Source organism: Flaviaestuariibacter amylovorans, assembly GCF_039541815.1.
GTDB lineage: Bacteria > Bacteroidota > Bacteroidia > Chitinophagales > Chitinophagaceae > Flavisolibacter > Flavisolibacter amylovorans.
On sequence record NZ_BAABGY010000007.1, the window covers coordinates 1 to 25,824 of the forward strand.

The following is a 25,824-nucleotide window of genomic DNA, read 5'->3' on the forward strand; positions in this document are numbered from 1 at the left end:
TGATTACTTTTGTCTCAGAGTTCATGATCTGACATTTTGGGGTTTGAAAGTGTGGTTACTTAAAAATACCCAAGTGTCAGATCAACTCTTAACTACTGCATCTAAACCCTTCTAAACCCTCCTGAACCTTTGTCTTCAATTGATCTCCTTCCGCAGCCAGATGAAGTGAAGCGGCTGGCGGGGCTTGCCGAAGCGCTCCTCCTCGGGGAAGGGCTCGGTGTCGCCGGTGGGCACATAGCCCTGGCGGGCATACCAGTCGATGAGCTCCGTGCGCACCGAGATGACGCTCATGACCACTGATGTGCAGCCCACGCGGCGGGCGTGTACTTCGGCCGATTCCAGCAGCCGCTTGCCGATGCCGCTGCCCTGCTGGCGTGGGTCTACGGAGAGCATGCCGAGGTAGAGCTCCGAGCCCCGCTTCTCGAGGTATACGCAGGCCTGGAGGCCGGCGTCGGCATCGGTGTATTTGAGGATGACCGCGTCGGGATGGGCGATCTTAGCGGCCAGTTCTGCCTCGTCGGTACGCTGCGCGCCTTCGATCAGGTCGGCCTCGTGTGTCCACCCCGCGCGGGCGGCTTCGCCCCGGTAGGCGGCATTGACAAGCGCGAGAAGCGAAGGGATATCCGTGGTTGTTGCCAGTGTGATCGAGGCACTCATGCGGTCGCTGGTTTTTTCGAAGATAGGGATCGTCGGTGAATGGAGGAGGTCACAAAAAAGCCCTCGCGGGGAGGGCGTATGAAAAAGTTGTTGGGTTACTTAAGCGTAGCTGTTCAGGAGAATATAAAAGCTCACACCCCAGAAGGCGAGGAACAACAGGATCATTACGATCATGGTGCCCAGGTTGAACCCTTCGTGTGATCGGTTTACCTCACTCATCCGCTTCATCACATCTTTCATAACATCGGTTTTTATAAGGTTAATAAAAAGGAAAAACGTGCCAATTGAAAAGCCGCTCGTTTTCCCTGTGGATATTGGTTGAATCGGGATAAATGTGGATGTCGGGCAACAGTGCCAAGATAAGCGCAGCCGTTGACCCGCACAATAAGGGCTCAGCCTTAATTTTACCCCTATGTTTACGCGCAAGGAAGCGTCAGAACTGCGGCAGGCCTTCTGGACCACGTTCGGCCAATACGTGCAGCCGGTGCTCTCGGCAGAAGGCGAACGGATCAACTGGATCAACTACAAGACCGGGGAGAAGGACATCGCCTTCCGCATGGAGACCGGCGACCGCGACGTACAGATCGGGATCGTGCTGTCGCATAAGGATGCCGGGCTGCGGCAGCTTTATTACGAGCAGTTCGCGGCGCTGCGGCCGTCGCTCGAAAGCGCGTTGGGGGAGGAGTGGACCTGGCAACCGGAATATTACGATGAGTGGGGCGCGGTGAGCGCTCGTATTTATACGGTACGGGAGGATCTGTTGGTGCTGCGGCGCCCCGACTGGCCGGAGATTATTTCCTTCTTCAAGCCGCGAATCATCGCGCTCGATGCCTTCTGGAGTGAATCGAAGTATTTCTTTGAAGCCCTCCGCTCATGAAGGTGCTCAGCCTGCTGCAGCCCTGGGCAACCCTGGTGGTGCTGGGGCAAAAGCGCATCGAGTGCCGCAGCTGGCAAACCGCCCACCGCGGCCCGCTGCTCATTCATGCATCGGCACGCAAGCCCACCCGGCGCGAAAAGTTCTACTTCGAATCGGCTCCTTATTTCGGGCGTTTTGTACCGGACATGGAGCACCTGCCCTACGGCGCGCTCATCGGGCAGGTAACACTCGTCGACATCCACTCAACGGAATGGCTGGTTCCCCAGCACCAGCATCTCTTCGACGACATCCACTGGCCGCAGGAGCTTGCGTTCGACGACTATTCCCCGGGACGTTTTGCCTGGCACCTTACCGATGCGCGGGAACTGCCCGCGTGGCTCCCGGTGAAGGGAACGTTGGGGCTCTGGGAATACAACGGCTCGTTTGAGTAGCAAGAGGGCTCAAAAAAAATCAGAAAAGTTCAGGAGGGTTCCGGGAGGCGCGTGGCTGCCTGGTGCATCAACCTTTTGACCCGTCTGAACCCTCCTGAACCTTTAACGCATCACCCCATCACCCCATCACCCCATTACCCCATTAGCACATTACCCCATTAGCACATTACGCTGCCATCTCTCCCTTGTCTTCCTTCAACGTACGCATGCCTTTTTCAATGCCTTCCCTGATCAACTCCTTGTTGATGTGGACACCGGCCTTGGCGCCTTCGGCCGCGGCCACCACTACGAAGTGCACATCGCGCGCAGCGTCTCCCGCCACGTAAAGTCCCGGGATGTTGGTCTGCTGCTGCCGGTTGGTGATGACGGCGCCCTTACGGCCCACGTTGCACCCGAAAGCCTCGGCGAGGTCGCAGGCCTGCGTGAAGCCGTTGACGAAAAAGAGGGCATCGCAGGGGTACTCGGTGCCGTCCTGCATCCGCACGGCGCGGATCTGTCCTTCTTCGCCCACGAGCTTCTCCAGCGGCTCCGTAATCACTGTGACGCCACACGCCTCCAGGTATTCCCGCGTCACCGGTTTGATGCGGGCGCCATCAGTGTAGTAGGTTACGGTATCGGTCCAGGTCTTGAGCGACATCGCCAGCTCGGAGCCGTCCTTGACCTTCGCGTATACGGCGAGCCGCTTGTCCTGTACTTCCCAGCCATCGCAATACGGACAGTGAAACACCGACTTTCCGTACATCTCCTGGAAGCCTTCGAGCTCCGGCACATTGTCGCGAAGGCCGGTGGCCACGAGCAGCTTTTTCGAGAAGTACATCGTGCCTTCGGCGTCGGTCACTTCAAAAACGTCGTCGTGGTTGCGGGTGGCGCGTACGATCATCTTATTCAGCTTGCGCACCCCGTATTTCTCCAGCTCGGGCTGGCAGAGCCGCAGGAATTCGGAAGGAGGCACATGGTCGCGCGTGAGGTAGTTGTGCATGCCGTGCGACCAGCGGTTGCGGTATTTCTCGGTGTCGAAGACGAGCACGTTGCGGCGGCAGCGGCCCAGCACCACGGCTGCGTTGAGGCCCGCGGGCCCGCCGCCGATGATGATGCAATCAAATAGTTCCATGTGTATTTATGCTGCCGCAGCCGTGTCGGGAGCCGTCAGGTCGGCTTCCTGGTGCTGCGTGGGTGTGACGATATTTCGGAATCCCTTGAGCTCGAGTCGGCCGGTGAACGCTTTTTGTACTTCGGGCTCTCCGTGTACGAGGAAGATGGACCTCACTGCCTCGGGGTCTTGCGCCGAAAGAAAATGACAGAGGTCGTCGCAGTCGCCGTGGGCGCTCATGCCGGGCACCTGCCCGATATCGGCCTTTACCGGCAGCGGGTCGGAGAAGATCTCCACTTCCTTCTCGCCGGCCAGCAGCTGCCCGCCGAGGGAACGCACGCCGCAATAGCCTACCATGAGCACGCCGTTCTTTTCGTCGGCGAGGATGTTGTTGATGTGGTGCCGCACCCGGCCCGCATCGGCCGTGCCCGAAGCGGAGATGATGACGCAGGGTTCCTTGAACTTGACGAGCTCTCGGCTTTCGTTCACCGACTCGATGTGCTGCAGCCCGGGGAAATCGAAGGGATCGTCGTCGATGGCCAGCACCTGTTGCAGCCGCTCGTTGAACTGGTCTTTATACTTCTTGATGGTCTGCGTGGCTTTAAGGCTCAGCGGGCTATCCACGAAGTAGGGGAGGTCGGGCAAGCGCTTTTCGAGGCTCAGCTGGTTGAGTGCGTACAGCACCTCCTGTGTTCTTCCAACGCTGAAGGCCGGGATCACCAGCTGGCCGCCTTTGTCGAGGCAGATCTTCTTGATCCACTCCTGCAGCGTTTCGATGGTGTTGAAGCGGATGTCGTGGTGCTTGTTGCCGTAGGTGCTTTCAAGGATGATATGGTCGGCCTGCGGCGCCGGCACGGGGGGCGGTAGTAATACGGAGCGCTGCCGCCCGATATCGCCGCTGAACAGAAGCCGCGTCACCTGTCCGTCCTCGTCGGCATGCAGCGTTACGGCCGCAGAGCCGATCAGGTGGCCGGCGTTAGTGAAGAATGCCTTCACGCCACGGCCCACGGTAAACCATTCCTCGTACTCGAAGGTGAGAAAAAGCTCCATGGTCTTTGTCACATCTTCCGACGTGTAGAGCGGCTCGTAAGGCGGCTGTCCGCGCTTCGCGCGGCGCTTGTTGATGTACTCTACTTCGTAGGTCTGGATTTCGGCACTGTCGTAAAGGAGGATCTCCGTGAGGTCGCGCGTGGCCGGCGTGCTGAAGATCGGCCCGCTGAAGCCGTCCTTCACCAGCTTCGGAATAAGCCCCGAATGGTCGATATGCGCATGGGAGAGGATGAGAGCCTCGATCTCCGAGGGGTTGAATCCGAAGTTGTGGTTGAGGTCGTCGGTATCGCGGCCCATGCCCTGGAACATGCCGCAATCGAGGAGGAACTGCCGCCCGTCGTTCAGGATTACGCGGTGCTTGGAGCCGGTGACGGTGCCGGCTGCGCCATGAAACGTGATCTTCATATACCGCTATAGGCCAAATTCCATACCGCGGCCGCAAAAGAGAACGGGCACCCATGGGTGCCCGTTCTGCGTATCGTTCGGCTATGCCTTACAATTCCTCCTGGTCGAGGCTTTCGCTGCTACGGCTGCTGCCGCTGCCCTGGCTGCGCTCGCTGAGGCCACCGGACTGCTGCTGGCTGCCACGCTGCTGCTGGCTGCCCGAGCGGCTGTTCGAAACGTCCTGCTGCAGGCTCTGATCCTGTTGTCCCTGCTGTCCTTGCTGGCGACCCATACCCATCGAATCCTGCTCCATCGGGCGGTTGCCCTGCTGTTGATTGCTGTTTTTCATATAGCACGTTTTAATGATCAATAAATAACGCAATCCATATCACGAAAACCGTGCCTTTATATATAAAATATTCAGCATGCTTTATCCTTTCTTTGGAACACTGGGGGGCCTGCCCCGCTATACCTCCAAAATGTAGAAGGGCTTGCCCTGTTTGTTGAGGATGGGCTTGGCCACATTGTATACGGGTATGCCGTCGGGCGTATGTCCTTCGAGCGTGCCCACATGCGCATGACCGTGAAACGCGGCCACCACGCGGTGCCGGCTCAACGGCTCTGCCAGCCGCGAGCAGCCGAGGAAGGGGAAGATCTGCTCCGGCTCGCCCACCACCGTTTCCTTGATCGGGGCATAGTGCATCAGGGCGATCTTCTTTTCTACCTGGTAGTCCTGCTCCAGGCGCGAGAGCGCCCGCTCGAGGTGCAGCGCCTCGTCTACCGCTTCCTGCACAAACGACTTCATTGCCCCCTCACCGAACATGGAGAGCAGGTGCCGGTCGAAGCCGCCGCCGAAGCCCTTGACGCCTGCGAACCCCACACCCCTGATCACGACGCCTTCCCCGTCGAGCACGTGTACATGCGCCTTCATCAGGATACTCCGGATCAGCTTGTGCCGGCCTTTTTCGTAGTCGTGGTTGCCGAGCACCGCCACCACGGGTATGCTGCAGCTCTTGAGCTCGTTGGCAAGCACCTCGGCCTCACCTTCGTCGCCCGTATCGGTAAGGTCGCCCACGATCGCGAGCACATCGGCCTCCTGCGAGGCCTGCTTGAAAAAATCGCCCCACTTTCCGGCGTCGCCTTCGCGCACGTGGATGTCGCCCACGGCGGCCACGCGTACCGTTTGTCCGTTCTGTTCCATAGTTATACCGTTTTGATCGTCAGCGCCTTATAATCCCAATCCTTGATGTCAACCGCGTACTGCGTCTGGTCGATGACCGGCCCACGGCACACTTTCTCCATCGGCGGCGGCACATCGTACTGGTCCTTTGCACGCTGGATGAGCTCGTCGAAGAGCCAGCGCGGGATGATTTCGTGGAATTCCGAGGGATAGCAGAACTGGAAGGAAATGATGTGCTGCAGGAGGATGTGCCAGTGCTGCTCCATCCGGAAGAGCACGTGCTTCCAGTCCATATTGCGGCCCCACTTGAGCCAGATGTGGTTGATGTCGGCCCCGTCGTAACGCTCGCGGTTCTGCACGTACATCTTGCACCAGCTGAGCTCCTCGGCGGGGATCATCCGCACCTGCACGTCGCAGAAGATCGTCTCGGGCGCGCGCTCGTACCAGGTATCGTCTACCCGGCAGATATTGTTCACCGTATCGAAGATGAGGTCGATGAAGTAGGGGTCTTTGTGCACTTTTGCGAGCCAGCGCACATCGTAATTCTCAACACGGTACCCGCGCTCGCCAAAGAACTTCATGATCTTGGTGGCCTCGGAGGCCTTGCAGAACACGTCGAGGTCCTTCGTGTCGCGGTAAATACCTGTGTAGTGAAACATTGCGAAGGCGCCGCCCAGCATAAAATTGGTCCCTGTCTGGTGCAATAACTCCAGGGCTTCGCGGTAAAAGGCCCGCGACTCCTGCCGCTGCTCTTCCGTCATGGTTACGATCGACATGTGGTTCTCCTGTTTAGGAGGAGATCGCTTAAAACGCTGTGCCAAAGAGAAGGTTTTGGAGGTTTTAAGGGTTTTGGAGGTTTTAGAGGTTGGGGTCGGCGGAGCTGAAAGCGGCGCTGTGTTCGTAATTGAGGGCCTGGAGGCCGGGTTGCCCGGATGCGGGCGGCACGGAGCTAGCAACCAATTCGCCGCGGCCAACCAACAGGGCCATCAGGTCTGCAGGATACGCACGTTGTCCTTGATCCCACCTTCGTACGGTGCTGCTTCTCCGGGTGGCCATCCTTCCGCACAACCGAACCTGGTCAAAAAACCCCGGCCAGAGAGCCGGGGTTTTTCAGGGAGCAACAATCTGCGCACCCACTCCTGGTGTGCAGCGATCGGGTAACGTTGCTACAACTTCACCAGTTTACGCATCTCGCCGTTGGCAAGTTGGAGTACGAACACGCCCGGCGTCAGGCTATCCAGGTCCAGCCATGTGTCGTTGCGGTCGATCGCTACCACTTTGACCTGTTTGCCCGAAAGGTCGGTCAGCACGGCTGCGGTGCCAACGAGGTCGTTGCTTACCCGGAGCAACACCTTTCCGGTAGTCGGGTTCGGGTATAGTTCGGATAGACCTCCGTCGAGGCTGCGCAAGCGGAGCGTGGCAGAATAGGAGGTCGTGCCATCGCGGTCTTGCTGGCGGATGCGATAGAAGGTCTGCGTCCGGACCGGCTGCGGATCGGTGAAGCGATACTGGTGCGTGCCGTCGCCCAATCCGTTCACGGTCTGGATGTCGGCGAAGTCTCGTCCCGAATGACTGCGCTGCACAACATAGTTGCGCACGTTGCTTTCGGTCACTTTCCAATCGATCTGGGCCTGCTTGTTTCGGTTCAGCGATGCCGTAACCTGGAGCCAGGTCACGGGCAGTGGCGTGCCGACCGTTTTTGCAAAAAAGCCGCTGAAGCCGGATACGGGAAAGGTCACCTCCCAACGCGCTGCCGAAGCGTTCCAAACGATGTTGTTGTCGTCCGGATCGATGGTAATGATCGTGCCGCTATACGTGGCGGGCAGTCCGGTCCCGTCGGAACTGGTGCCGCTGCGTTTTTCGATCAGCAGGCGGGCAATGCCGGCCGCGTCCGACGGGCCGATGGGCAGCTTGCGACTGGTACCTGCATTGAAGCTGTCGAAATCCTCCTGCGTATAATACAGGGTGATGGTGCCGGTGGCGGTGTTCGGGTTGACGGCCGGCGTGATCTCGTAGTGCCGGCGCACAAACTGGTCGGGCTGGGTCGCTTGCAGCCACACGCTTACGGACACGTTCGCACTCACGGGCGACGATCCGGAAGGTGCAACGGCTGCGATGATGCCGCCGCAGTTGTTGCTGAATACGGTCGGGCCATTCACCGACTGGGTTTCATTTAGACCGAAGGTTATTGGCGGAAGGTACCCGAGCGTGATGTCCACGGGGGTGCGTGCACTTTCACATCCCGAAGCAGGGTCGTGTGTGGCGATGTAGTACGTTCCTGGAACCACTGTTTGCGAGCCAGGGATGGCCGACCCGCCGCTGGCGGTGGCGTACCAGCGCGTCGTGGCCGACGGCTCCGGCGACAGGTGCGAAAAGCTGTATCCTTCACAAAGATTTTGCGACGTTGCCGCAGGGGCCGAAAGCGCCGGGCCGACGGTTACGGTCGTGGGGGTGCGCGCGCTTTCGCAGCCGGAAACCGTTTGCGTGGCATAATAGGTGCCGGAGCTCAGAACGTCGGTAGCCGGCAGGGCCGTGCCTCCTGAAGCCGCGCCGTACCATTTGATCGACGAGCCGCTGGCGGCAAGGTCGCCTACCGTTCCGTTGCCGCAGAAAGTCTGCGCGGCCGTAGTAGGGGCGGGGCCGCCGGTGAACACCACGTCGAAGCGCGCCCGGGGGCTTTCACAGCCATTGAACGATTGGCTTACATAATAGGTGGTGGTGCCCGCAACGGAGCTGTCCACCACCGGCGCCGTGAGTGACGGAGTGCCGCCGCTGGGGCTTGTATACCATTGGAGATTTGCGCCGCTCGGGGTAAGCTGCACGCTGGTGTTCACGCAATTGGTGATGGTGGTGTCGGCCACCGGCGCAGTGAGCTGGCTGGAGCCGCCCAGCCAGTTGGAGCTCGTTCCGGTCAGCAGGAAATTCATGAGCGTTCCGTTGAAACCGGCGGGCCCGGCATCTGCCAGCGAGGTCACCGACGTATTGTTACCCCCCGGAATACCTTGGTCGAACCGGTAGTTGGCTACGAGGCCCGCTTCCGTTCCCGAAAGCCCGCACCGGGTGTTGTTGATCTCCGTATCGGTGAGCTTTCGGTTCCAGATCCGTACCTCGTCCACCTGCCCGGCCCAGTACTCGCTCGGATACGCATTGATCTGGTCGGCAGCGCCGATCAGCACCGCGTTGCCCGAGGAAGCAGTGTTCAGTCCGATACCCAGCGTGCCCTTAAAGACGCCATCCAGGAAAACATCGGTAGACGCCCCATCCATAACGAAGGTGACCCGGTACCAGGTGGACGGATCCAGGGCGCCGACGCTCAGGGTATGGAAGTCGATGCCGTTCCAGAGCCCCACCGTTCCGGCGGACTGATTCAGGTGCAGGCTCCAACGCGTTTGCGAGACGTCGGTACGGTTGGCGACCAGTGTTTTGTTGTCGCCGGAGGGCGCCGGCTTCACCCAGCACTCGACCGTTCCTGCCATGAAGTCGAATTCGGGCCGGGCGCCGCAGTTGATATAATTGTCCACGCCGTTGAAGTCGAGTGTCGTGGCGCTGCCAGCAGAAGGCGGCGCGCTGAGGCTAACAGTAACCGGTGTTCGCGCGCTTTCGCACGAGTTTGTGGTTTGGGTAGCGTAGTAGGTGCTGCCATTGGTCAACGCATCGGAGCTTGCCAGCGCGGTGCCCCCGGAGGCCGCCGCATACCACCGGATATTGGAGCCGGTGGCCTGCAGATCGGCGACCGTTGCCGGATTGACGAAGGACTGGGTGGGAGAAGCGGTGGGTGCCGCCGGATTGTAAAGGTGCACCCAGACTCCTGTACGGTTACTGCTGGTGCAGCCATTCACGGTTTGCGCCGCAAAGTACCAGTTAGATCCGGTCAGCAGCGGTGTGGTGGCGCTCAAGGGACTGCCGCCCGAATAGGAGCTATACCAGGAGACCGTGCCGGTCGCCGTAGCAACAAGGTCGCCCACGGTAGCGCTTCCGCAAAAGGTCTGATTCGATGCGGAGGGCCCAGCCGGATTATTGACCACTACCGTGACGGGAGTACGCGGGCCTGCACAGCCATTCACGGTCTGCGACACGTAATACTGCCGGCTGCTGAGGGTCGTGGTGGGGGACAACGCGCTAACGTCCGCTGCCGCATAAAACCACTGCAGGTTATCGCCCGTAGCCTGCAGGTCCGCTACGGTGGAGGGGTGGCAAAAAGTTTGGTTCGCGGGTGCGTACGGCGCGGCCGGCCAGGATTGGATCACTACGTTTACCGCCGTCCGCGTGCTGCTTTCACAGCTGCCTGGGGTTTGGGAGGCGTAGTAGGTTCCATTGCTGAGGGCGGTGTTGCCGGCGAGGGCGCTTCCGCCGGTGGCGGTGGTGTACCATCTAATGTTGTACCCCGATGCCACCAGGTTCGCTACCATATGATTCGACCCGCAAAAGACCTGGTTCGGACTTGCGGCCGGGGCGGCCGGGTTGGCGTTGATCGTAATCGAAAGGCTCTTGCGCGCGCTTTCACACCCATCAACGGTTTGGGTGACGTAATACGTGCCCGAAGCCAGCACCGTCGATGTGGCGAGTGCCGACCCGCCGGCGGAAACGTTGTAGAAACGCAGGTCGGTGCCGGTGACCGGGATCGAGGCGATCGTAGCGCCTTGACAAAAAGAATGGCTCGAATTACCTGTCGGTACTGCGGTGACCCGGATCGAGACCGTTACGGCCGCCCGACCCGTGCTGCGGCATCCGTTCACGGTCTGGGCTGCATAGTAGGTGCTTCCGTGGTTGAGGGTGTTGGAAGGGCTGAATGGCGTCGTGGACGATGTCGACGGGAACCATTGGATAATGCTCCCGGTTGCGGAAAGACTGGAAATGTATTGCGGGTTTCCGCAAAACTGTTGGGGCGAAACGGCCGTCGGGGCGGGGGGTACGGCATTGATCGTGACGGTGACCTGCGTGCGAAGCGTCCCTTCGCAGCCATTCGCGTTGGTCTGGGAAGCGTAATAGGAGGTGCCGCTGGTGAGGGCTGTCGTTGTAGCCAGCGGGCTGCCACCGGAGGCGGCCGCGTACCATTTCGCGCCCGACACACCCGTCAGGCTGGCCACCGTCGGGTTGGTGTTGGCGCAAAACGACTGGGCAGTTGGTACGTTCGGGTTGGAGGGAAGGCTGTATACGTTGACCGTAACGGCCGTTCGACCGCTTTCGCAACCGGCGGCGTTCGTTTGCGAGGCATAGTACGTGCTGCTCGAAAGGGATGTTGTGGAGGCAAGTGCGCTTCCGCCCGAGCTCGCCGCATACCACGCGATGGAAGTTCCGGTCGCCGAAAGGTTCGCGACGGTGGCGGATCCGCAGAAGTCCTGCGTTGCCGCCGTCGGTGCTGCGGGCGCGCCCACGCTCACGGTCACGGGCGTGCGGCTGCTTTCGCAACTCACCGTCTGGGAGGCCCAGTACGTCGTGCCGTTCACCAGCGCCGTTGAAGCCGCGAGCGCGCTTCCGCCGGAGGAGGCAGCATACCACTTGACCGAGGTTCCGGTCACCGAGACGTTGGCAAGCGTAGCGGCAGGGCAGAAGGTTTGGGAAGCCGCGGCCTCCGGTGGCGCAACCACGGCAGCTCCGCTGACCCAGTTGGACGCAGTGCCCGTAAGGGCAAAATTGACAAGGGTGGCATGGAACCCGCTGGCCGACGCATCCGTTGCCGTGGTGATGGCGCTGTTGGCTCCGCCCGCCGTGCCCTGGTCGAGCCGGTAATAGGCGATCAGGCCGGTGGCGCTGCCCACGATCGGGCAAGCGGAATTGCTGATCTCGGTGGCGGTGCGCGCCACGTTCCAGATACGCACCTCGTCGATGCTTCCCAGCCAGTATTCACCCGGGTAGGCATTGTTCGGGTCCGATGCGCCGATCAGTAAGGGGTTTCCGGTGGAGGCGGCATTGAGGCCGCTGTTGATCGTACCCGCCAATGTTCCATTCCGGTAAACCGTCACACTTGATGTGGTAAGGACAAATGTGAAGCGGTACCAGGTGTTGGCCGTAATGGCGCCCACCGAAAGGGTCGTGAAGGCGGATCCGTTGTAAATACCTACGGTTCCGCCTCCCTGGTTGAGGTGCAGGCTCCACCGCGTTTGAGTGCCATTGGCTGCCGTTCGGTTCGACACCAGCGCCCGGTTGTTACCGGACGCCGCTGGCTTTACCCAAAGCTCAACGGTTCCGGTGGTAAAATCGAAGGCGGTGCGGGCGCCCGCACTCAGGTAGTCGTTGCCATCGAAGATCAGGTTGCTACCGGTTTGGGCGGACGCCGAAAATCCGCATAAAACTGACAATAAGGCGGTTGTCAACAAAGTCGGGAAGCGGAGGAAAAAAGCTCTCATGTGTCTTGATAAGGGTTAAGAGATCGTTGCGCCAAAGCACACCGAAGAAACAGTGATCAGGGTAAAGTGGGTAAACAGGGGCGTTTGAAAAACGTTAGAGGGCGTTTTTCGCTTTCATACCCAAGTTTTCTTCGGCGGTTTCCGCGCGATTGCGTTCTTTTGAACTAGCTAAAACCACACTTATTCCGTGCCCCGGCTTCATCCGACCACCAGAGCGATACTCCTTTATATGCTGCTCCTGATGCTGACATTCTGTCGCCAGGCTGCGGCGCAGTTGAACCTGGACTCACTCATGAAGCTGGACGGATGGCAACGCACCGGCCGGCTGTCGATCTACTTAGATCACGTCGGCATCGGGTCGCCGGAATTCAACCGGGTGCAACGCTACCTCGAAGCAAAAGGCACCCGCGAAGACAAGATCTATTTAAACTACAAGGTGCGGCTGCACCAGACCGGGTTCCCGGACGCGAGAAAGGACGGCTACACGGCGGTAAAACAGCTCACAGACAGCGTGTTCAGGGAGTTGGGCGCTACCGGCAATCATGTATTGCGCGCCGATCTTTTCTATACGCTGGGGGAGGCAGCCAACATCCGGTTTAACCCGGTGCTCGCCTTTGAGAACAAGCTGTACTGCCTCGATGAGCTGAGCACCGACCCAACCGGCCGTTTTTACGACCAAAGCTGGTGCCTCTACCGCATTGCGTGCGATTACTACTGTTTCAACGACTTTGAGTCGGCCGCTCTGTGGGCCAGCCGTGCCTATCACCTGAACGCCAACGGGCAATTCCAGATCCTCGCGGAATGGTTTCCGAAGGCAAGCTCCAACCTCGCCGGTGTGGCGTTCGCAAAAACCGGCCAGCACGATTCATCGGCGCGCTATCTTCAGATCAATTACCAGCTCGCGGAAGCTACCCGGAATAAGGTATGGCTCGGGATAGCGTCGGGCTACCTCGGAATGCTTCCCTACTGGCGCAATCATTGGGACGAGGCCGTTCCGTTTCTGGAGCGTGGATTGACGCTTTGCGTCGAAAACAAGCTGTGGGACAATGTGGCGATGCTGTCCGTGGCGCTCGCGGACTGCTACCTGAAAACGGGTCAGGTTTCGAAGACAGATTCCCTGTTGCAACTGGCCAAGAGCGCCATCTACCGCCAAACCGAAACCAACCCGCTGATGAACCCGTTTCCCGCGTTCATCGGGTATTTCAGCCTGCAGTCGCAACTGAGTCTCCTGCGCAACGACAAGCAAGGGTACACACGTTTTGCTGATTCCGCGCAGTTGTACGAATCGAGGCAGGAGCGGGTGTTCTCCCGCGACAAAAAGGATCTTGCCGAAGCAAGGATGGCAGTGCGGCACCAGGCATTGGCTTCCGAGGTCGCCGAACAGCGTGCGCGGCAGGCAACGCTGCGCCTGTGGTCGGTGATTGCGGTCGGTTTGCTCGTGGTCATGCTCCTCATCCTGATCGTCAAGCGGCAGAAGCTGCGGTATCGCATCCGGCGGGAGGAGCTCGAACACACCAGAAAGCTGGCCGAAGAAAAATTGAACAGCGCCCTCTCGGACCTTAAAACGCAGGCGCGGCTGGTGGAGGAAAAAGAGGAATTGATTGGGCTGGTGCAGACTGAGATCGACGCGCTCCGGGCTGGTGACCTTCCCGTTCCGGATGCGCACCTGAAGCGGCTGGAGGAGATCCGTAGTTCGGTCATTCTTACCGACGACGACTGGGCCGGCTTCAAGATAAAGTTCGAGGCGGTATATCCCGGTTTTCTGGTCAAGCTGACGCATGCCCACGCGAACCTGACCCAGGCGGAAACCCGGTACATCCTGCTCCGGAAGCTGAAACTGACGCCTAAGGAAATGGCGGCCATCCTGGGCGTTGGCCCGGAAGCGCTGCGGAACGTCAGCTTCCGCCTGCGCAAAAAACTCAACGTCAGCGACTCCGAACAACTGGAGGAATTGATTGAAAGGATTTAGCGACAGCCTGATTTGATCAATGGACCGGCCTGGCCGCAAGCGGCCTATTTCACGCGGCGACGCAGCGGGTGGCGGCGCAGCGAAGTAGCTACGTGCTGAAAATTCTTCCATGCATTTCATCGTCGCGCCGTCGCGTCTCTTGAAGCTTCGGTAGCGCCGCCTGCGGCCTATCAATTCGGAGAATGCAGAAACGTATATGGATACAAACAGCTTCCTGGCAGCGGGAGACCGTTTTTTCTAAAAAAAAAGCCCCGACGGTACCGTCGGGGCTTTTAAATGTTGACTTGACTTTTGAATTAGTAGCGGTACAGCTCCGGCTTGAACGGACCTTCCTTCGTAATCCCGAGGTACTCGGCCTGCTCGGTCGTCAGCTCGTCGAGCTCCACGCCGATCTTGGAAAGGTGCAGGCGGGCCACCTTCTCGTCGAGGTGCTTCGGCAGCACGTATACCTTGTTCTCGTAGTTGTCGCCGTTCACCCACAGCTCGATCTGGGCGAGCGTCTGGTTGGAGAAGGAGTTCGACATCACGAACGAGGGGTGACCGGTAGCGCAACCAAGGTTCACCAGGCGGCCTTCAGCGAGTACGATGATGTCCTTGCCGTCCACGTTGTAGATATCTACCTGCGGCTTGATGGTATCTTTCGTATGACCATAAGCGGTATTCAGCCAGGCCATATCGATCTCGATATCGAAGTGGCCGATGTTGCAGACGATGGCTTTGTCCTTCATCTTGCGGAAATGCTTCTCGGTGATGAGGTCGCGGCAGCCGGAGGCGGTCACCACGATGTCGGCTTCGGCAACGGCGTGCTCCATCTTTTTCACCTCGAAACCGTCCATGGCGGCCTGGAGGGCGCAGATGGGGTCGATCTCGGTCACGATCACGCGGCAGCCGGCGCCCTGCAGGGAAGCAGCGGAGCCTTTGCCCACGTCGCCGTAGCCGCCCACAACAGCCACCTTACCGGCCATCATCACGTCCGTAGCGCGGCGGATGGCGTCCACGAGGGATTCCTTACAGCCGTACTTGTTGTCGAACTTGGATTTGGTCACCGAGTCGTTCACATTGATGCAGGGAACGGGGAGCGTGCCCTTGGCCATGCGCTCGTAGAGGCGGTGTACACCCGTGGTGGTTTCTTCCGAAATGCCTTTCACGTGCTGCACCAGCTCGGGGTATTTGTCGAGTACGATGTTGGTGAGGTCACCGCCGTCGTCGAGGATCATGTTGAGGGGCTTCTCGGCGGAGCCGAAGAAGAGGGTCTGCTCGATGCACCAGTCGGCCTCTTCGAGGGTCTGGCCTTTCCAGGCGAAGACACCGATGCCGGCGGCGGCGATGGCAGCGGCGGCATGGTCCTGGGTCGAAAAGATATTGCAGGAGCTCCACTTCACTTCAGCGCCCAGGGCCACCAGCGTCTCGATGAGCACGGCGGTCTGGATCGTCATGTGCAGGCAGCCGGCGATGCGGGCACCCTTGAGCGGCTGGCTCGGGCCGTATTCGGCGCGGATGGCCATCAGGCCGGGCATCTCAGCCTCGGCGAGGCGGATTTCCTTGCGGCCCCACTCGGCCAGGCTCATGTCCTTCACCTTGTAGGGAAGGCTAAAGTTGATGTTGGAACGGGTCATCGTACTCATTTATTTCTGGATTTGAGGCGCAAAGGTAAGGAATCCCCGCTGCACCGCTGCTGTAGCGCTGTCGCCCATTTTCCTGCCGTTCGTCTGCCTTTTTGACGTACCCGCCGGAATCCGGCCCCAAACCGACCCCGGACCCGGTATCTTCACATTCGCTTCGATGCGCTGAAAGCCGCTGTGGGCAAGGATTCCGGACGGTAAGCACCTACACTTAGGGGCCTGCTACCGGAAAGCACCTACCAGCACGGCCGTAGCAAAGGGAGCGTTCGCCTTATGAAAACCAACCCATCCCGACACCCTAAACCAACGGCCCGACAGGCTCTTCTTGTCGGCTTGCTGCTCTTACTTGCCGGCACTGCCGGCGCTCAACAGGTCAAAACAGGCCGCACGACCGCACTTACGGCTGAGCTGACTGCATCCACGCGAAGCGGCTGCGCCCCCCTTGTGGTTCGCTTTACCGATGCCAGCACCGGCAGTCCGACGCAGTGGAGCTGGGACCTGGGCAACGGAACGGTTTCCACCCAGCAGCACCCTTCCACCACCTATTTCAACCCCGGTACCTATACCGTTCGACTGCGGATCCGGAATGCTTCCGGCGCCGACTCGGTCACCAAAACAGCCTATATCACCGTGGTGGGCCTGCCCGTAGCCGCCCTGAGCGCATCGGATTCGGCAGGGTGCGCCCCGTTTACGACCACGTTCCGCGACGAGAGCACAAGCGACAGTTCGATCATCACACGCACCTGGGATTTCGGCGACGGCCATACGTCCACGACCGTCAACCCGGCACATACCTATGCCAACGCAGGTACGTATACGGTGTCGCTCAAAGTAACCAACAGCGCGGGTTGCAGCCGCACCGTAAGCAAGCCTCAGCTGATCCGCGTTTCTCCACGTCCGGAAGCAGCCTTTACCTATTCCAACCCTGCATCCTGCGCGGCGCCGCATGCCGTGCACTTCACCAACGGTACCCCGGGCAACGGGCACAGCTACCTCTGGAGCTTCGGCGACGGCAGCACTTCTACGGAACGGAATCCGGTACACAGCTATAACAGCACCGGTAGTTTTTCGGTTTCGCTGATCGTTACCAGCGCCAATGGGTGCCGCGACACGGTGCTGAAGGCAGGCCTCGTAAACGTGGGCTTTTCGTCGCAGTTTACAGCCCCCGCAAGCGCCTGTGTGAACACGCCGCTGGCGTTCATCAACAACACGGCGCCGGCAGCGAGCACCCAGCTTTGGAGTTTTGGCGACGGCAGCACCTCCACGGACGTGAGCCCGGTGAAGGTGTTCACGGCGCCCGGTATTTATACGGTGAAGCTGGTCAACGTATTTTCGGGTTGTGCCGACTCGTCCACGCAGGTCGTTACCGTGCTGCCGCGGCCGGTAGCGGCTTTCTCGGCGCCGGTCACCGCATCGTGCCTGCAGCCCTTTACGGCCTCTTTCGCCAACACCTCCGCCGGCGCGGTCGCCTATGCCTGGGAGTTCGGCGACGGCACCACCTCCACGCTTGCCGCCCCGCAGCATACATACACGGCTCCCGGCGCCTATGATGTGCGCCTCATCGTAACCAATGCCGAGGGCTGCTCCGACACCCTGCTGCGGACCGGGTATATCAAAATCAGTAAGCCGGTCATCAGCATTGCGGGACTTGGCCTGGCAAACTGTCTTCCCCTTTCGGTAGCGCCGGTAGCCACCATCGAGAGCCCCGACCCGGTGGTCAGCTACCTCTGGAACTTCGGCGACGGTACCACGTCTACTAGCGCTTCCCCAGCACATACCTATACGGTTGCCGGCGTATACGACGTCACCCTTACCGTGGCCACGGCGAGCGGCTGCACCGAAACGCTCCGCCTCCCGGCTGCCGTGCGCGCCGACCATAAGCCGACGGCCGGCTTTACGTTCAACCCCGCCGACGTTTGCGCCATGCAAGCCGTGCAGTTCACCAACACGAGCACCGGAACCAATGCGAACACTACTTATTTCTGGACCTTCGGCGACGGCGACGGGGGCACCCAGCAGCACCCGCTGCACGAGTACCAGAACATCGGCTGGATGTCGGTGCAGCTGGTGGTGGCCAATGGCGGCTGCCGCGACACGGTCCGCCAGGAGCGCATCATCTTTGTGCGCCCGCCCATCGCCCGGTTTGTGATCGACAACCATTGCGACGACCGCCTGACGAAATCATTCCGCGACCGCTCGGCCGTGGCCGAGACCTGGGCCTGGGATTTCGGCGACGGTACTACCTCTACGCAGCGCAACCCGGTACACCGCTTTCCTGGTCCGGGCTCCTATGTGGTGGTGCTCCGCGTCACCAACGGGGCCTGCTATCACACCCGCGTCAAGACCGTGGTGGTGATCGACGAGAAGGCGCGCTTCACGGCAAACACTTCTTCACTCTGCAAAGGCGCCGAATACGCGGTGACGGCGCAGGGGATCAACGCGGCCAACATTGCTTCGTGGAGCTGGGATTTCGGCGACGGACACGTCGACGCGACACCGGGCGCCGCCCGCCACGTATACGCCCGCGCCGGCAACTATACCGTGACGCTGACGATCCGCGACCTATACGACTGCCCCAGCACCTATTCGCTTCCTGTAGAAGTACGGGGACCCGAGGTGATCTTTTCGCAAAGCCTTGAACGCTCCTGCTTCACGGTCGGAGGCGTGCCAGTGGCCTTCGCCGACGGCTCGATCCCCGACGGGGTGAATCCCCTCGAGCAGTGGACCTGGAACTTTGGCGACGGCACCATCGACTCTTCGGGGGCGCTCCCCATCACGCACGTGTTCCGCGATAGCGGCGCTTACAGCGTGTCGCTCCGGGTGCGCGATGCCGGTGGCTGCTACGGCTATTATACGCGGCCTGCCGCAGTGCGCCTTTCGGCGCCGCCGGTAGTGGCCTTTCACTCGCCCGACACGCTTACCTGCACCGACCGCCCGGTAGCCTTCCGCAGCACCTCCGCCGGCAGCGGGGCGCTCTCGATGCGCTGGAGCTTTGGCGATGGCCACACCTCGGTGTTGCCTGCCCCGACGCACCGTTATGCCCACACCGGAACCTATACCGTAAAACTACAGGTCACCGACGCCCAGGGCTGCACCGATAGCCTGGTGCGCCCGCAATACATCCGCATCAGCCGTCCCGTAGCCCGCTTCGCGCTTTCGGATTCGGCAGCCTCCTGCCCGCCGTTGCAGGTGCAGTTCCGCAACAACTCCACCGACATTCTGTCGCAGGTGTGGGACTTCGGCAACGGCAATACCTCAACGCTTGCAGAGCCCGCGCACCTCTACACGGAGGCCGGCACCTTTCGCCCACGCCTCGTCGTAACCGGCCCTGGCGGCTGCACCGACACGCTGCTGCGCACGGTAACCGTGAAAGGCCCGTCGGGAACGATCTCCTACAGCCCGCTCAGTGGGTGCGCACCGCTCACCGTGAACCTGGTGGCCCGCACCCGCAACCGCGACTCGCTGATCTGGGACTTTGGCGACGGCCATCTGAAGGCGGGGCGTGACTCCATACTCCAGCATGTGTTTGCCGACAGCGGGCGCTTTACACCGCGCCTCATCCTCATCGACGCCACGGGCTGCACCGTGCCGGTGACCGGCCCCGATACGGTACGCACCTACGAGATCTTGCCTGCCGTTGCGGCCGACCGTCTCCGGTTCTGCGACTCGGGGTTCGTGCAGTTCCGCGGACTTTCGGTAAGTAACGACATACTAACCGGCTGGCAGTGGGATTTCGGCGATGGCAGCAGCAGCACCGAGCGACATCCCCGCCACCAGTACCGCAGTCCCGGCACCTACCGCGTGGTGCTGCGCAACACGTCGCTGCGGGGCTGCAGTGCCGAAGACCGAACCCTGCTCATTACGGTACTCGCTTCGCCTGTGGCTACCTTGCGGGTACCCGTCGACGCGGCCTGTGTGCCCGCCACCTTCGGCTTTTCCGGAGGCACGCAAAGCGCGCCTCCCGGCACCCTTTCCTGGCATTGGAATTTCGGCAACGGACGCACCGACACCGTGCAGGCGCCGGGTCCACAGCAGTACCCGCTGGCCGGTACCTATACCGTGACCCTCCGGGTGCAGCACGGCAACGGCTGCGGCGACACGGTGACGCGCTCCGTTCTGGTGCGGGCGCTCCCGTTGGTGGACGCCGGCAGCACCCGCCTGCTGTGTCGGGATTCCTCCCTGCGCCTCCAGGCTTCCGGCGCCTCTACCTATTCCTGGATACCCGATGCCTCGCTGAGCTGTACGGATTGCAGCACACCGCTGGCCCGGCCCCGCGTAGATGCGACCTTTTTCGTGACCGGCACCGACGCCTTCGGCTGCAAAGGCTCCGACTCGGTTCGGATCCGCGTGCAGCAGCCCTTCCGGATGCTGCGTCCGCCGGTAGCCGACACCCTTTGCGTAGGAGAGCGGGTGCAGCTGGCAGCCGGCGGCGCCGACCGCTACCGATGGTCGCCGGCCACCGGCCTCGACAACCCGCAGGCCGCCGCACCCACCGCCGCTCCTTCAGCAACCACGACCTACAAGGTGATCGCTACCGACAGCGTTGGCTGCTTCCGCGACTCCGCAGAGGTCGCGATCCGCGTGTACCCGATCCCGCAGGTGTATATCGGTGCCGACCGGAGCGTGAAGGCCGGCGATACGGTGGTGCTCCGTGCCCAGGGATCACCGGATATCAGCTCCTGGAAATGGTCGCCCGCGGGCCAGCTGAGCTGCACTACCTGCCCTGCGCCGGTAGTGACGGCGATGCAGACGACGCATTACCGCCTCCAGGTACGCAACGACGGCGGCTGCCGGAGCCAGGACGAGGTGAACGTGACGGTGCTGTGCGACGGGGGCAACCTGTTCTTCCCAAATACCTTCTCACCGAACGCCGACGGGATGAACGACCGCTTTTACCCACGGGGAACCGGTATCACCGGCATCCGCTCCCTGCGGATCTTCAACCGCTGGGGCGAGCTGGTCTATGAGCGCGCGGAGTTCAAGGCCAACGACCCGCTGTTCGGGTGGGACGGTACCTACAAGGGTAGGAGGGCAGCGTCCGATGTGTATATCTATACCTGCGAGGTCATCTGCAGCAACAGCCAGGTACTGCCGGTAAAAGGCGACCTGACCCTGCTGCAATGACGCGCGTGGTAAGAAAGGAGGGGCGAAACGGGCGCAAAGCCCGGCCGCGCCCGGTAGCCGATCTGGTACAATTCATCCCGGGAATTGCGGTTCCCGCCGTATTCTGGGGGTGCCAATATACCCTTTTGGGGTATATTTGGCTTTTGTGTAAAGCCCGGTGGGCAAGGGACCCTTTGGTGGTGGAACACCGAAGTTAAGGCGGTCGCAAACGAAAAGCGTTGGTGGCCACTACGTCCGGAAAACACCAAACTAACCTTATGTCGTACGCAATGCGCTTATCCCGAAAGTACACCCTGGCCTTCGTCCTCCTGCTCGGATGCGCCCTCCCCGCAATGGCTCAGCCTACGGTCGACTTCAACGCCGCCCCAAGAACCGGCTGTTCCCCGATGCTCGTCAACTTCATCAACATGTCGACGACCTCGGGCAACCCTACCTACCGCTGGGACCTCGGCAATGGGGTGATCTCCACGCAGCAAAGCCCTTCGACCACCTACGTGATACCGGGCACCTACGCCGTGAAACTGGTTGTGGAGAACGCCCAGGGCAAGGACTCGGTGACCAAGGTGGACTTCATCACGGTTCTGCCGAGCCCTACGGTCGACTTTACAGCCGTCAACAACACCGGCTGTACCCCGCTCAACGTCCAGTTCACCGACGCGACCACGACCATCGGCAACATCACTACCTGGAACTGGGACTTCGGCGACGGCAACCTGGCCACCACGGCCAACCCGAGCCATGCCTACACCGTATCCGGCCTCTACAACGTAACCCTCCTCGTCACCAATAACAACGGCTGTACGCGCTCCATCACGAAGCCGCAGTTCGTGAACGTGGCCGATAAGCCGGTGGCGGCCTTCACCCAGTCGAACCCGGTGAACTGCATCACGCCCCATACCGTCAATTTTACCAACACCAGCACCGGAACGGGTAACACCTACCAGTGGAATTTCGGCGACGGCAACACCTCCACGCAAACGAGCCCGGCGCATACCTATACAACCGCCGGCACCTATACCGTTACCCTGGTGGTGACCAACGGCAATGGCTGTACCGATACCGAAGTGAAGACCGCCCTCGTGCGCGTAGGCTCTACCACCACCTTTACGGTGGGATCCCCGGTTTGCGCCGGCACGCCCATCACGATCAACAACGGAAGCGCCCCTGTGCCCACCTCCCAGGCCTGGGATTTCGGCGACGCCACTACCTCCACCGACTTCACACCGGTAAAAACGTACACCACCCCCGGCACCTACACGATTCGCCTGACCAACCAGTTCGGGTCGTGCTCCGACGTGGTCACCCGCACGGTGACGGTGCTCCCGAAGCCGGTTGCCGCCTTTACTGCCAATAACACGGTGTCGTGCTCGGCTCCCATGACGGTGACGTTTACGAGCACCTCCACGGGCGCCGGTACCTATGAGTGGGATTTCGGCGATGGCAACACGTCTACCCAGCAAAACCCGGTACATACCTACACGGCTACCGGCTTGTTCACCGTGACCCTGAAGGTGACGAATGCCAGCGGCTGCACCGACACGCAGGTGCGTACCGCTTATATCCAGGTGCAAAAGCCCCAGATCTCGATCGCGGGCCTCCCGAAGACCGGCTGCGCGCCGCTCACCATCACACCCGTGCCCACCGTGCAGACGAATGAGGCCGTTACGAGCTGGGCCTGGGATTTCGGCAACGGCGTTACTTCCAACCTGCAGAACCCGACCTATACATACACGACCACCGGTGAATACACCGTTACGCTCACCGTGACCACTGCCAGTGGTTGTACCAATACGCTGGTACTGCCCAATGCCGTGCGTGCCGCCACGCGTCCGAGTGCCGCATTCAGTTTCAACCCGGCCAACGTGTGCGCCACCAACGTGGTGAACTTTACCGACAACAGCACCGGCACCATCACCGGCTGGCAATGGAATTTCGGTGATGGCGGTACGTCGGGCGCGCAAAACCCGGCTTACCAATATGCCGACACCGGCACGTTCACCGTCCAGCTCATCGTATCGAACCTCACCTGCAACGATACCCTGCGCCTCGAGCAGATCATCCGCGTGCTCCCGCCGATCGCGCGCTTTACCCCGGAGGCTACCTGCGCCAGCAAAATGGTACGCACCTTCACTAACAATTCGACCGTGGACCCCGCGCTGTTGCCGCTTACCTGGGAATGGGATTTCGGCGACGGCAACACCTCCGGTGTGGCTGCACCCACGCATACCTACGCTGCCCCCGGTGTGTATACGGTGCGCCTCAGGGTCACCAACGGCACCTGTACGCATGAGAGCGTGCGCACCGTGCAGATCGTTACCGACGACGCTACCTTCGCGCCGGCTACGCCCAGCGTGTGTACGAACGCACCGATGCAGTTCAATGCCACGGCCAACCCCGCCAACATCATCTCCTGGGCCTGGAACTTCGGCGACGGCAACACGGCCAGCACCCCCGGCACAGCCACCCATGTCTACACCGCGTCGGGTAACTACTCGGTGACGCTGACCACTACCGACGTCAATGGGTGCGTGGAAACCTTCACACAGCCGGTGCGCGTGAACGGTCCCTTCTCCACCTTCAGCCAGCCCGCAGGCCCCGCCTGCCTCCAGCCCGGCGGCAACACGTTCACCTTCATCGACAACTCCGTTTCCGACGGTGTGAACCCGATCGTAAAGTGGATCTGGAACTGGGGCGACGGGTCCGACCTCGATTCGTCCGGCACCACGCCTTACCAGCATACGTATACCAGCGTCGGCAATTACACGGTGAACCTCACCATTCGCGACGCCGCCGGCTGCTACGGATATTTTACGATGCCCGCCGCCGCGATCGTATCGAAGCCGACGGCTTCCTTCAGCACCACGGATACCCTCAATTGCACCAACTTCCCCGTGGCATTTACCAACGCGTCGACCGGCAATGCGCCGCTCACCTATGCCTGGGACTTCGGCAACGGCGTCGGCACCAGCACGCAGCAGTCGCCCTCCTATACCTATCCGGCAAACGGGGTGTATACGGTGAAGCTCACAGTGACCGACACGTACGGCTGTACCTCCGATACGACGCGCACCAACTATGTGACCGTCGCATTCCCGTACGCGCAGTTCAGCATGTCCGACTCCTCGGCCAACTGCCCGCCGCTGGTTGTGACCTTTACCAACCTGTCGGGCGCCTATACGTCGCAGGTATGGGACTTCGGCGACGGCTCTTCGTCCACGCTGCCGGCACCCTCGCACATCTACAGCGTACCCGGCAATTTCGTGGTGAAGCTCAAGGTCACCGGCCCGAGTGGCTGCACCGACGAGATCTCTCGCCCCGTGGTGGTGAAAGGCCCCTCCGGCACCTTCAGCTATACCCCGGTCACCGGCTGCCAGCCCCTCACCGTCAACTTCAACTCCAACACGTCCCACCGCGACTCCCTCATCTGGGATTTCGGCGACGGCGTTACGCAATGGGATATCGTTTCGAGCACGAGCCATACCTATTCGGATACCGGCCGCTTCGTGCCCCGGATCATCCTGATCGATACGGCGCTCGGTTGCTCCGTGCCGATCACCGGCGCCGACACCATTTTCGCTTACCGCGTGTACGGAAAGATGGAAGCCGACAAGTACAACCTCTGCGACTCGGGCCGCGTGCAGTTCAGCGGCCTCTCCACCAGCAACGGCGTCATCACCTCGTGGCAGTGGGATTTCGGCGATGGCAACACGTCCAACGAGCAGAACCCGGTTCATAATTATACCACGCCGGGCACGTACACGGTTACGCTGGTTACCAACGGGCAGGCCGGCTGTAGTGCTACGGTCACGTCGCTGCCCATTACCGTAAACGTATCGCCGCAAAGCAATATCGTACCCCCGGTGGCGGCCGCGTGCGCGCCGGCAACCTTCAGTTTCGGCGGGCAGGTGCAACGCGACCCCGGTGGCGGCACCTTTGGCTGGCAGTGGGACTTCGGCAACGGCCAGACCGCGGCCACGCAGAACCCCGCGGCACAGGTCTACACGGCGGCTGGTAATTATACGGTACGCCTCATCCTCACCCACAGCAACGGCTGCTCCGATACCACCGACCGCCAGGTAGTGGTGCGCCCCGTGCCCGTGGTCGACGCCGGCAACGACGTCCGCCTCTGCCGCGACAGCAGCATCACGCTGACCGCCACCGGCGCCCTCAACTACCAGTGGGACGCGAACAGCGCCCTGAGCTGCCTCAACTGCCCGGCTCCGGCAGCCAACCCGCTCACCAGCACGACGTTCTGGGTGACGGGTACCGACGGCTTCGGCTGTTCTGCCCGCGACTCCGTACGGATCGAGGTGAAGCAACGATTCTCCATGATCCGACCCGCCCTGCGGGATACGCTGTGCCGCGGTGAGCGCCTGCAGCTCCGTACCGGCGGCGCCGACTTCTACACCTGGACGCCTGCCACCTACCTCGATAATCCCAATAGCCCGACGCCGACCGCGACACCGGATACCACCATTACGTATACGGTGGTGGTGCGCGACAGCTCGAGCTGCTATATCGACTCGGCAAAGATCACGCTCCGCGTATACCCCATCCCGACGGTGAACGCTGGTCCCGACCTCGTGTTGCCCGCCGGCGATACCGCCACCATCCGCACCACGAGCTCGGCCGACGTAACGACCTGGCAGTGGGCCCCGGCCGGCACGCTCAATTGCGCCACCTGTCCCTCGCCGATCGTCACCGCCCGCCATTCATCGCTCTACCGCGTGATGGTGCGCAACGAGGGCGGTTGTACCAGCTACGACGACATGAACGTGACCGTGCTCTGCGGCAGTGGAAACATCTTCGTTCCGAACACCTTCTCGCCCAACGGCGACGGCATGAACGACGTGTTCTATCCCCGCGGCACCGGCATCGCCAACATCCGCTCGTTCCGCATCTTCAACCGCTGGGGCGAGCTGGTGTACGAGCGCACCAACATCAAGGCCAACGATGTGCTGGTAGGCTGGAACGGTATGTTCAAGGGTAAGAAGGCGAGCGCCGATGTATATGTCTATACCCTGGAGGTGCTCTGCTCCAATAACGAGCTCCTGCCCATCAAAGGCGACGTAACCTTATTGCAATAAATCCAA

The 25,824-nt window shown here is 61.0% G+C and carries 15 protein-coding genes; 5 read left to right on the top strand and 10 right to left on the bottom strand.

Translation table 11 applies throughout. The annotated features are described in order from the left end of the window. Positions 1-135: 135 nt before the first annotated feature. Both ABD937_RS08395 and ABD937_RS08400 read right to left on the bottom strand, forming a co-directional pair. Positions 136-657, bottom strand: coding sequence for a GNAT family N-acetyltransferase (locus ABD937_RS08395; protein WP_345255038.1), 522 nt, complete (start codon positions 655-657; stop codon positions 136-138). Between the two features lie 99 nt (positions 658-756). Next, complete coding sequence (locus ABD937_RS08400; RefSeq protein WP_345255040.1) at positions 757-897, bottom strand: hypothetical protein; 141 nt, start codon at positions 895-897, stop codon at positions 757-759. A 172-nt stretch (positions 898-1,069) separates the two neighbouring features. On the opposite strand from ABD937_RS08400, the gene ABD937_RS08405 reads away from it, so the two are divergent. Both ABD937_RS08405 and ABD937_RS08410 read left to right on the top strand, forming a co-directional pair. After that, complete coding sequence (locus ABD937_RS08405) at positions 1,070-1,534, top strand: DUF4268 domain-containing protein (protein ID WP_345255042.1); 465 nt, start codon at positions 1,070-1,072, stop codon at positions 1,532-1,534. Next, complete coding sequence (locus ABD937_RS08410) at positions 1,531-1,965, top strand: ASCH domain-containing protein (protein ID WP_345255044.1); 435 nt, start codon at positions 1,531-1,533, stop codon at positions 1,963-1,965. Before ABD937_RS08405 ends, ABD937_RS08410 begins: the two co-directional genes overlap by 4 nt. Before the next feature lie 166 nt (positions 1,966-2,131). Here the strand turns inward: ABD937_RS08410 and ABD937_RS08415 are convergent, their stop codons facing one another. From ABD937_RS08415 to ABD937_RS08445, 7 genes are all read right to left on the bottom strand, one after another. Next, positions 2,132-3,076 (bottom strand): NAD(P)/FAD-dependent oxidoreductase, encoded by a 945-nt coding sequence (locus tag ABD937_RS08415; protein ID WP_345255046.1) that lies wholly within the window; start codon positions 3,074-3,076, stop codon positions 2,132-2,134. 6 nt (positions 3,077-3,082) lie between these two features. Continuing rightward, the gene (locus tag ABD937_RS08420; RefSeq protein ID WP_345255048.1) at positions 3,083-4,510 is read right to left on the bottom strand and encodes an MBL fold metallo-hydrolase RNA specificity domain-containing protein; all 1,428 of its coding nucleotides are present in this window, start codon (positions 4,508-4,510) and stop codon (positions 3,083-3,085) included. Between the two features lie 88 nt (positions 4,511-4,598). Further along, the gene (locus tag ABD937_RS08425) at positions 4,599-4,838 is read right to left on the bottom strand and encodes a hypothetical protein (protein WP_345255050.1); all 240 of its coding nucleotides are present in this window, start codon (positions 4,836-4,838) and stop codon (positions 4,599-4,601) included. A gap of 117 nt (positions 4,839-4,955) precedes the next feature. Continuing rightward, positions 4,956-5,690, bottom strand: a complete 735-nt coding sequence (locus tag ABD937_RS08430; protein ID WP_345255052.1) for a metallophosphoesterase family protein — start codon at positions 5,688-5,690, stop codon at positions 4,956-4,958. A 2-nt stretch (positions 5,691-5,692) separates the two neighbouring features. Beyond that, entirely contained in the window at positions 5,693-6,445 is a 753-nt protein-coding gene (locus tag ABD937_RS08435; protein WP_345255053.1) for a nucleotidyltransferase, read from the bottom strand. Between the two features lie 82 nt (positions 6,446-6,527). Then, positions 6,528-6,656 carry a hypothetical protein gene (locus tag ABD937_RS08440; protein WP_345255055.1) on the bottom strand — a complete coding sequence of 43 codons (129 nt, stop codon included), beginning with the start codon at positions 6,654-6,656 and terminating at the stop codon, positions 6,528-6,530. 179 nt (positions 6,657-6,835) lie between these two features. Next, on the bottom strand, positions 6,836-11,968 hold the full coding sequence (locus ABD937_RS08445) for an Ig-like domain-containing protein (protein WP_345255057.1): 5,133 nt from the start codon (positions 11,966-11,968) through the stop codon (positions 6,836-6,838). Between the two features lie 277 nt (positions 11,969-12,245). Between ABD937_RS08445 and ABD937_RS08450 the strand changes: the two genes are divergently transcribed. After that, positions 12,246-13,985, top strand: coding sequence for a hypothetical protein (locus ABD937_RS08450; RefSeq protein WP_345255059.1), 1,740 nt, complete (start codon positions 12,246-12,248; stop codon positions 13,983-13,985). A 296-nt stretch (positions 13,986-14,281) separates the two neighbouring features. Here the strand turns inward: ABD937_RS08450 and ahcY are convergent, their stop codons facing one another. After that, entirely contained in the window at positions 14,282-15,601 is a 1,320-nt protein-coding gene (gene ahcY / locus ABD937_RS08455) for an adenosylhomocysteinase (protein ID WP_425185808.1), read from the bottom strand. A gap of 339 nt (positions 15,602-15,940) precedes the next feature. Between ahcY and ABD937_RS08460 the strand changes: the two genes are divergently transcribed. Together ABD937_RS08460 and ABD937_RS08465 are read left to right on the top strand one after the other, a co-directional pair. After that, entirely contained in the window at positions 15,941-20,731 is a 4,791-nt protein-coding gene (locus ABD937_RS08460; protein ID WP_345255063.1) for a PKD domain-containing protein, read from the top strand. Positions 20,732-20,988: 257 nt separating this feature from the next. Continuing rightward, complete coding sequence (locus ABD937_RS08465; RefSeq protein ID WP_345255065.1) at positions 20,989-25,818, top strand: PKD domain-containing protein; 4,830 nt, start codon at positions 20,989-20,991, stop codon at positions 25,816-25,818. Positions 25,819-25,824 lie beyond the last annotated feature (6 nt).

Excerpts from the sequence above, each read along its gene's own strand:
- ABD937_RS08395 (WP_345255038.1), bottom strand. The coding sequence starts at position 657 with ATGAGTGCCTCGATCACACTGGCAACAACCACGGATATCCCTTCGCTT.
- ABD937_RS08400 (WP_345255040.1), bottom strand. The coding sequence starts at position 897 with ATGAAAGATGTGATGAAGCGGATGAGTGAGGTAAACCGATCACACGAA.
- ABD937_RS08405 (WP_345255042.1), top strand. The coding sequence starts at position 1,070 with ATGTTTACGCGCAAGGAAGCGTCAGAACTGCGGCAGGCCTTCTGGACC.
- ABD937_RS08410 (WP_345255044.1), top strand. The coding sequence starts at position 1,531 with ATGAAGGTGCTCAGCCTGCTGCAGCCCTGGGCAACCCTGGTGGTGCTG.
- ABD937_RS08415 (WP_345255046.1), bottom strand. The coding sequence starts at position 3,076 with ATGGAACTATTTGATTGCATCATCATCGGCGGCGGGCCCGCGGGCCTC.
- ABD937_RS08420 (WP_345255048.1), bottom strand. The coding sequence starts at position 4,510 with ATGAAGATCACGTTTCATGGCGCAGCCGGCACCGTCACCGGCTCCAAG.
- ABD937_RS08425 (WP_345255050.1), bottom strand. The coding sequence starts at position 4,838 with ATGAAAAACAGCAATCAACAGCAGGGCAACCGCCCGATGGAGCAGGAT.
- ABD937_RS08430 (WP_345255052.1), bottom strand. The coding sequence starts at position 5,690 with ATGGAACAGAACGGACAAACGGTACGCGTGGCCGCCGTGGGCGACATC.
- ABD937_RS08435 (WP_345255053.1), bottom strand. The coding sequence starts at position 6,445 with ATGTCGATCGTAACCATGACGGAAGAGCAGCGGCAGGAGTCGCGGGCC.
- ABD937_RS08440 (WP_345255055.1), bottom strand. The coding sequence starts at position 6,656 with ATGGCCCTGTTGGTTGGCCGCGGCGAATTGGTTGCTAGCTCCGTGCCG.
- ABD937_RS08450 (WP_345255059.1), top strand. The coding sequence starts at position 12,246 with ATGCTGCTCCTGATGCTGACATTCTGTCGCCAGGCTGCGGCGCAGTTG.
- ahcY (WP_425185808.1), bottom strand. The coding sequence starts at position 15,601 with ATGACCCGTTCCAACATCAACTTTAGCCTTCCCTACAAGGTGAAGGAC.
- ABD937_RS08465 (WP_345255065.1), top strand. The coding sequence starts at position 20,989 with ATGTCGTACGCAATGCGCTTATCCCGAAAGTACACCCTGGCCTTCGTC.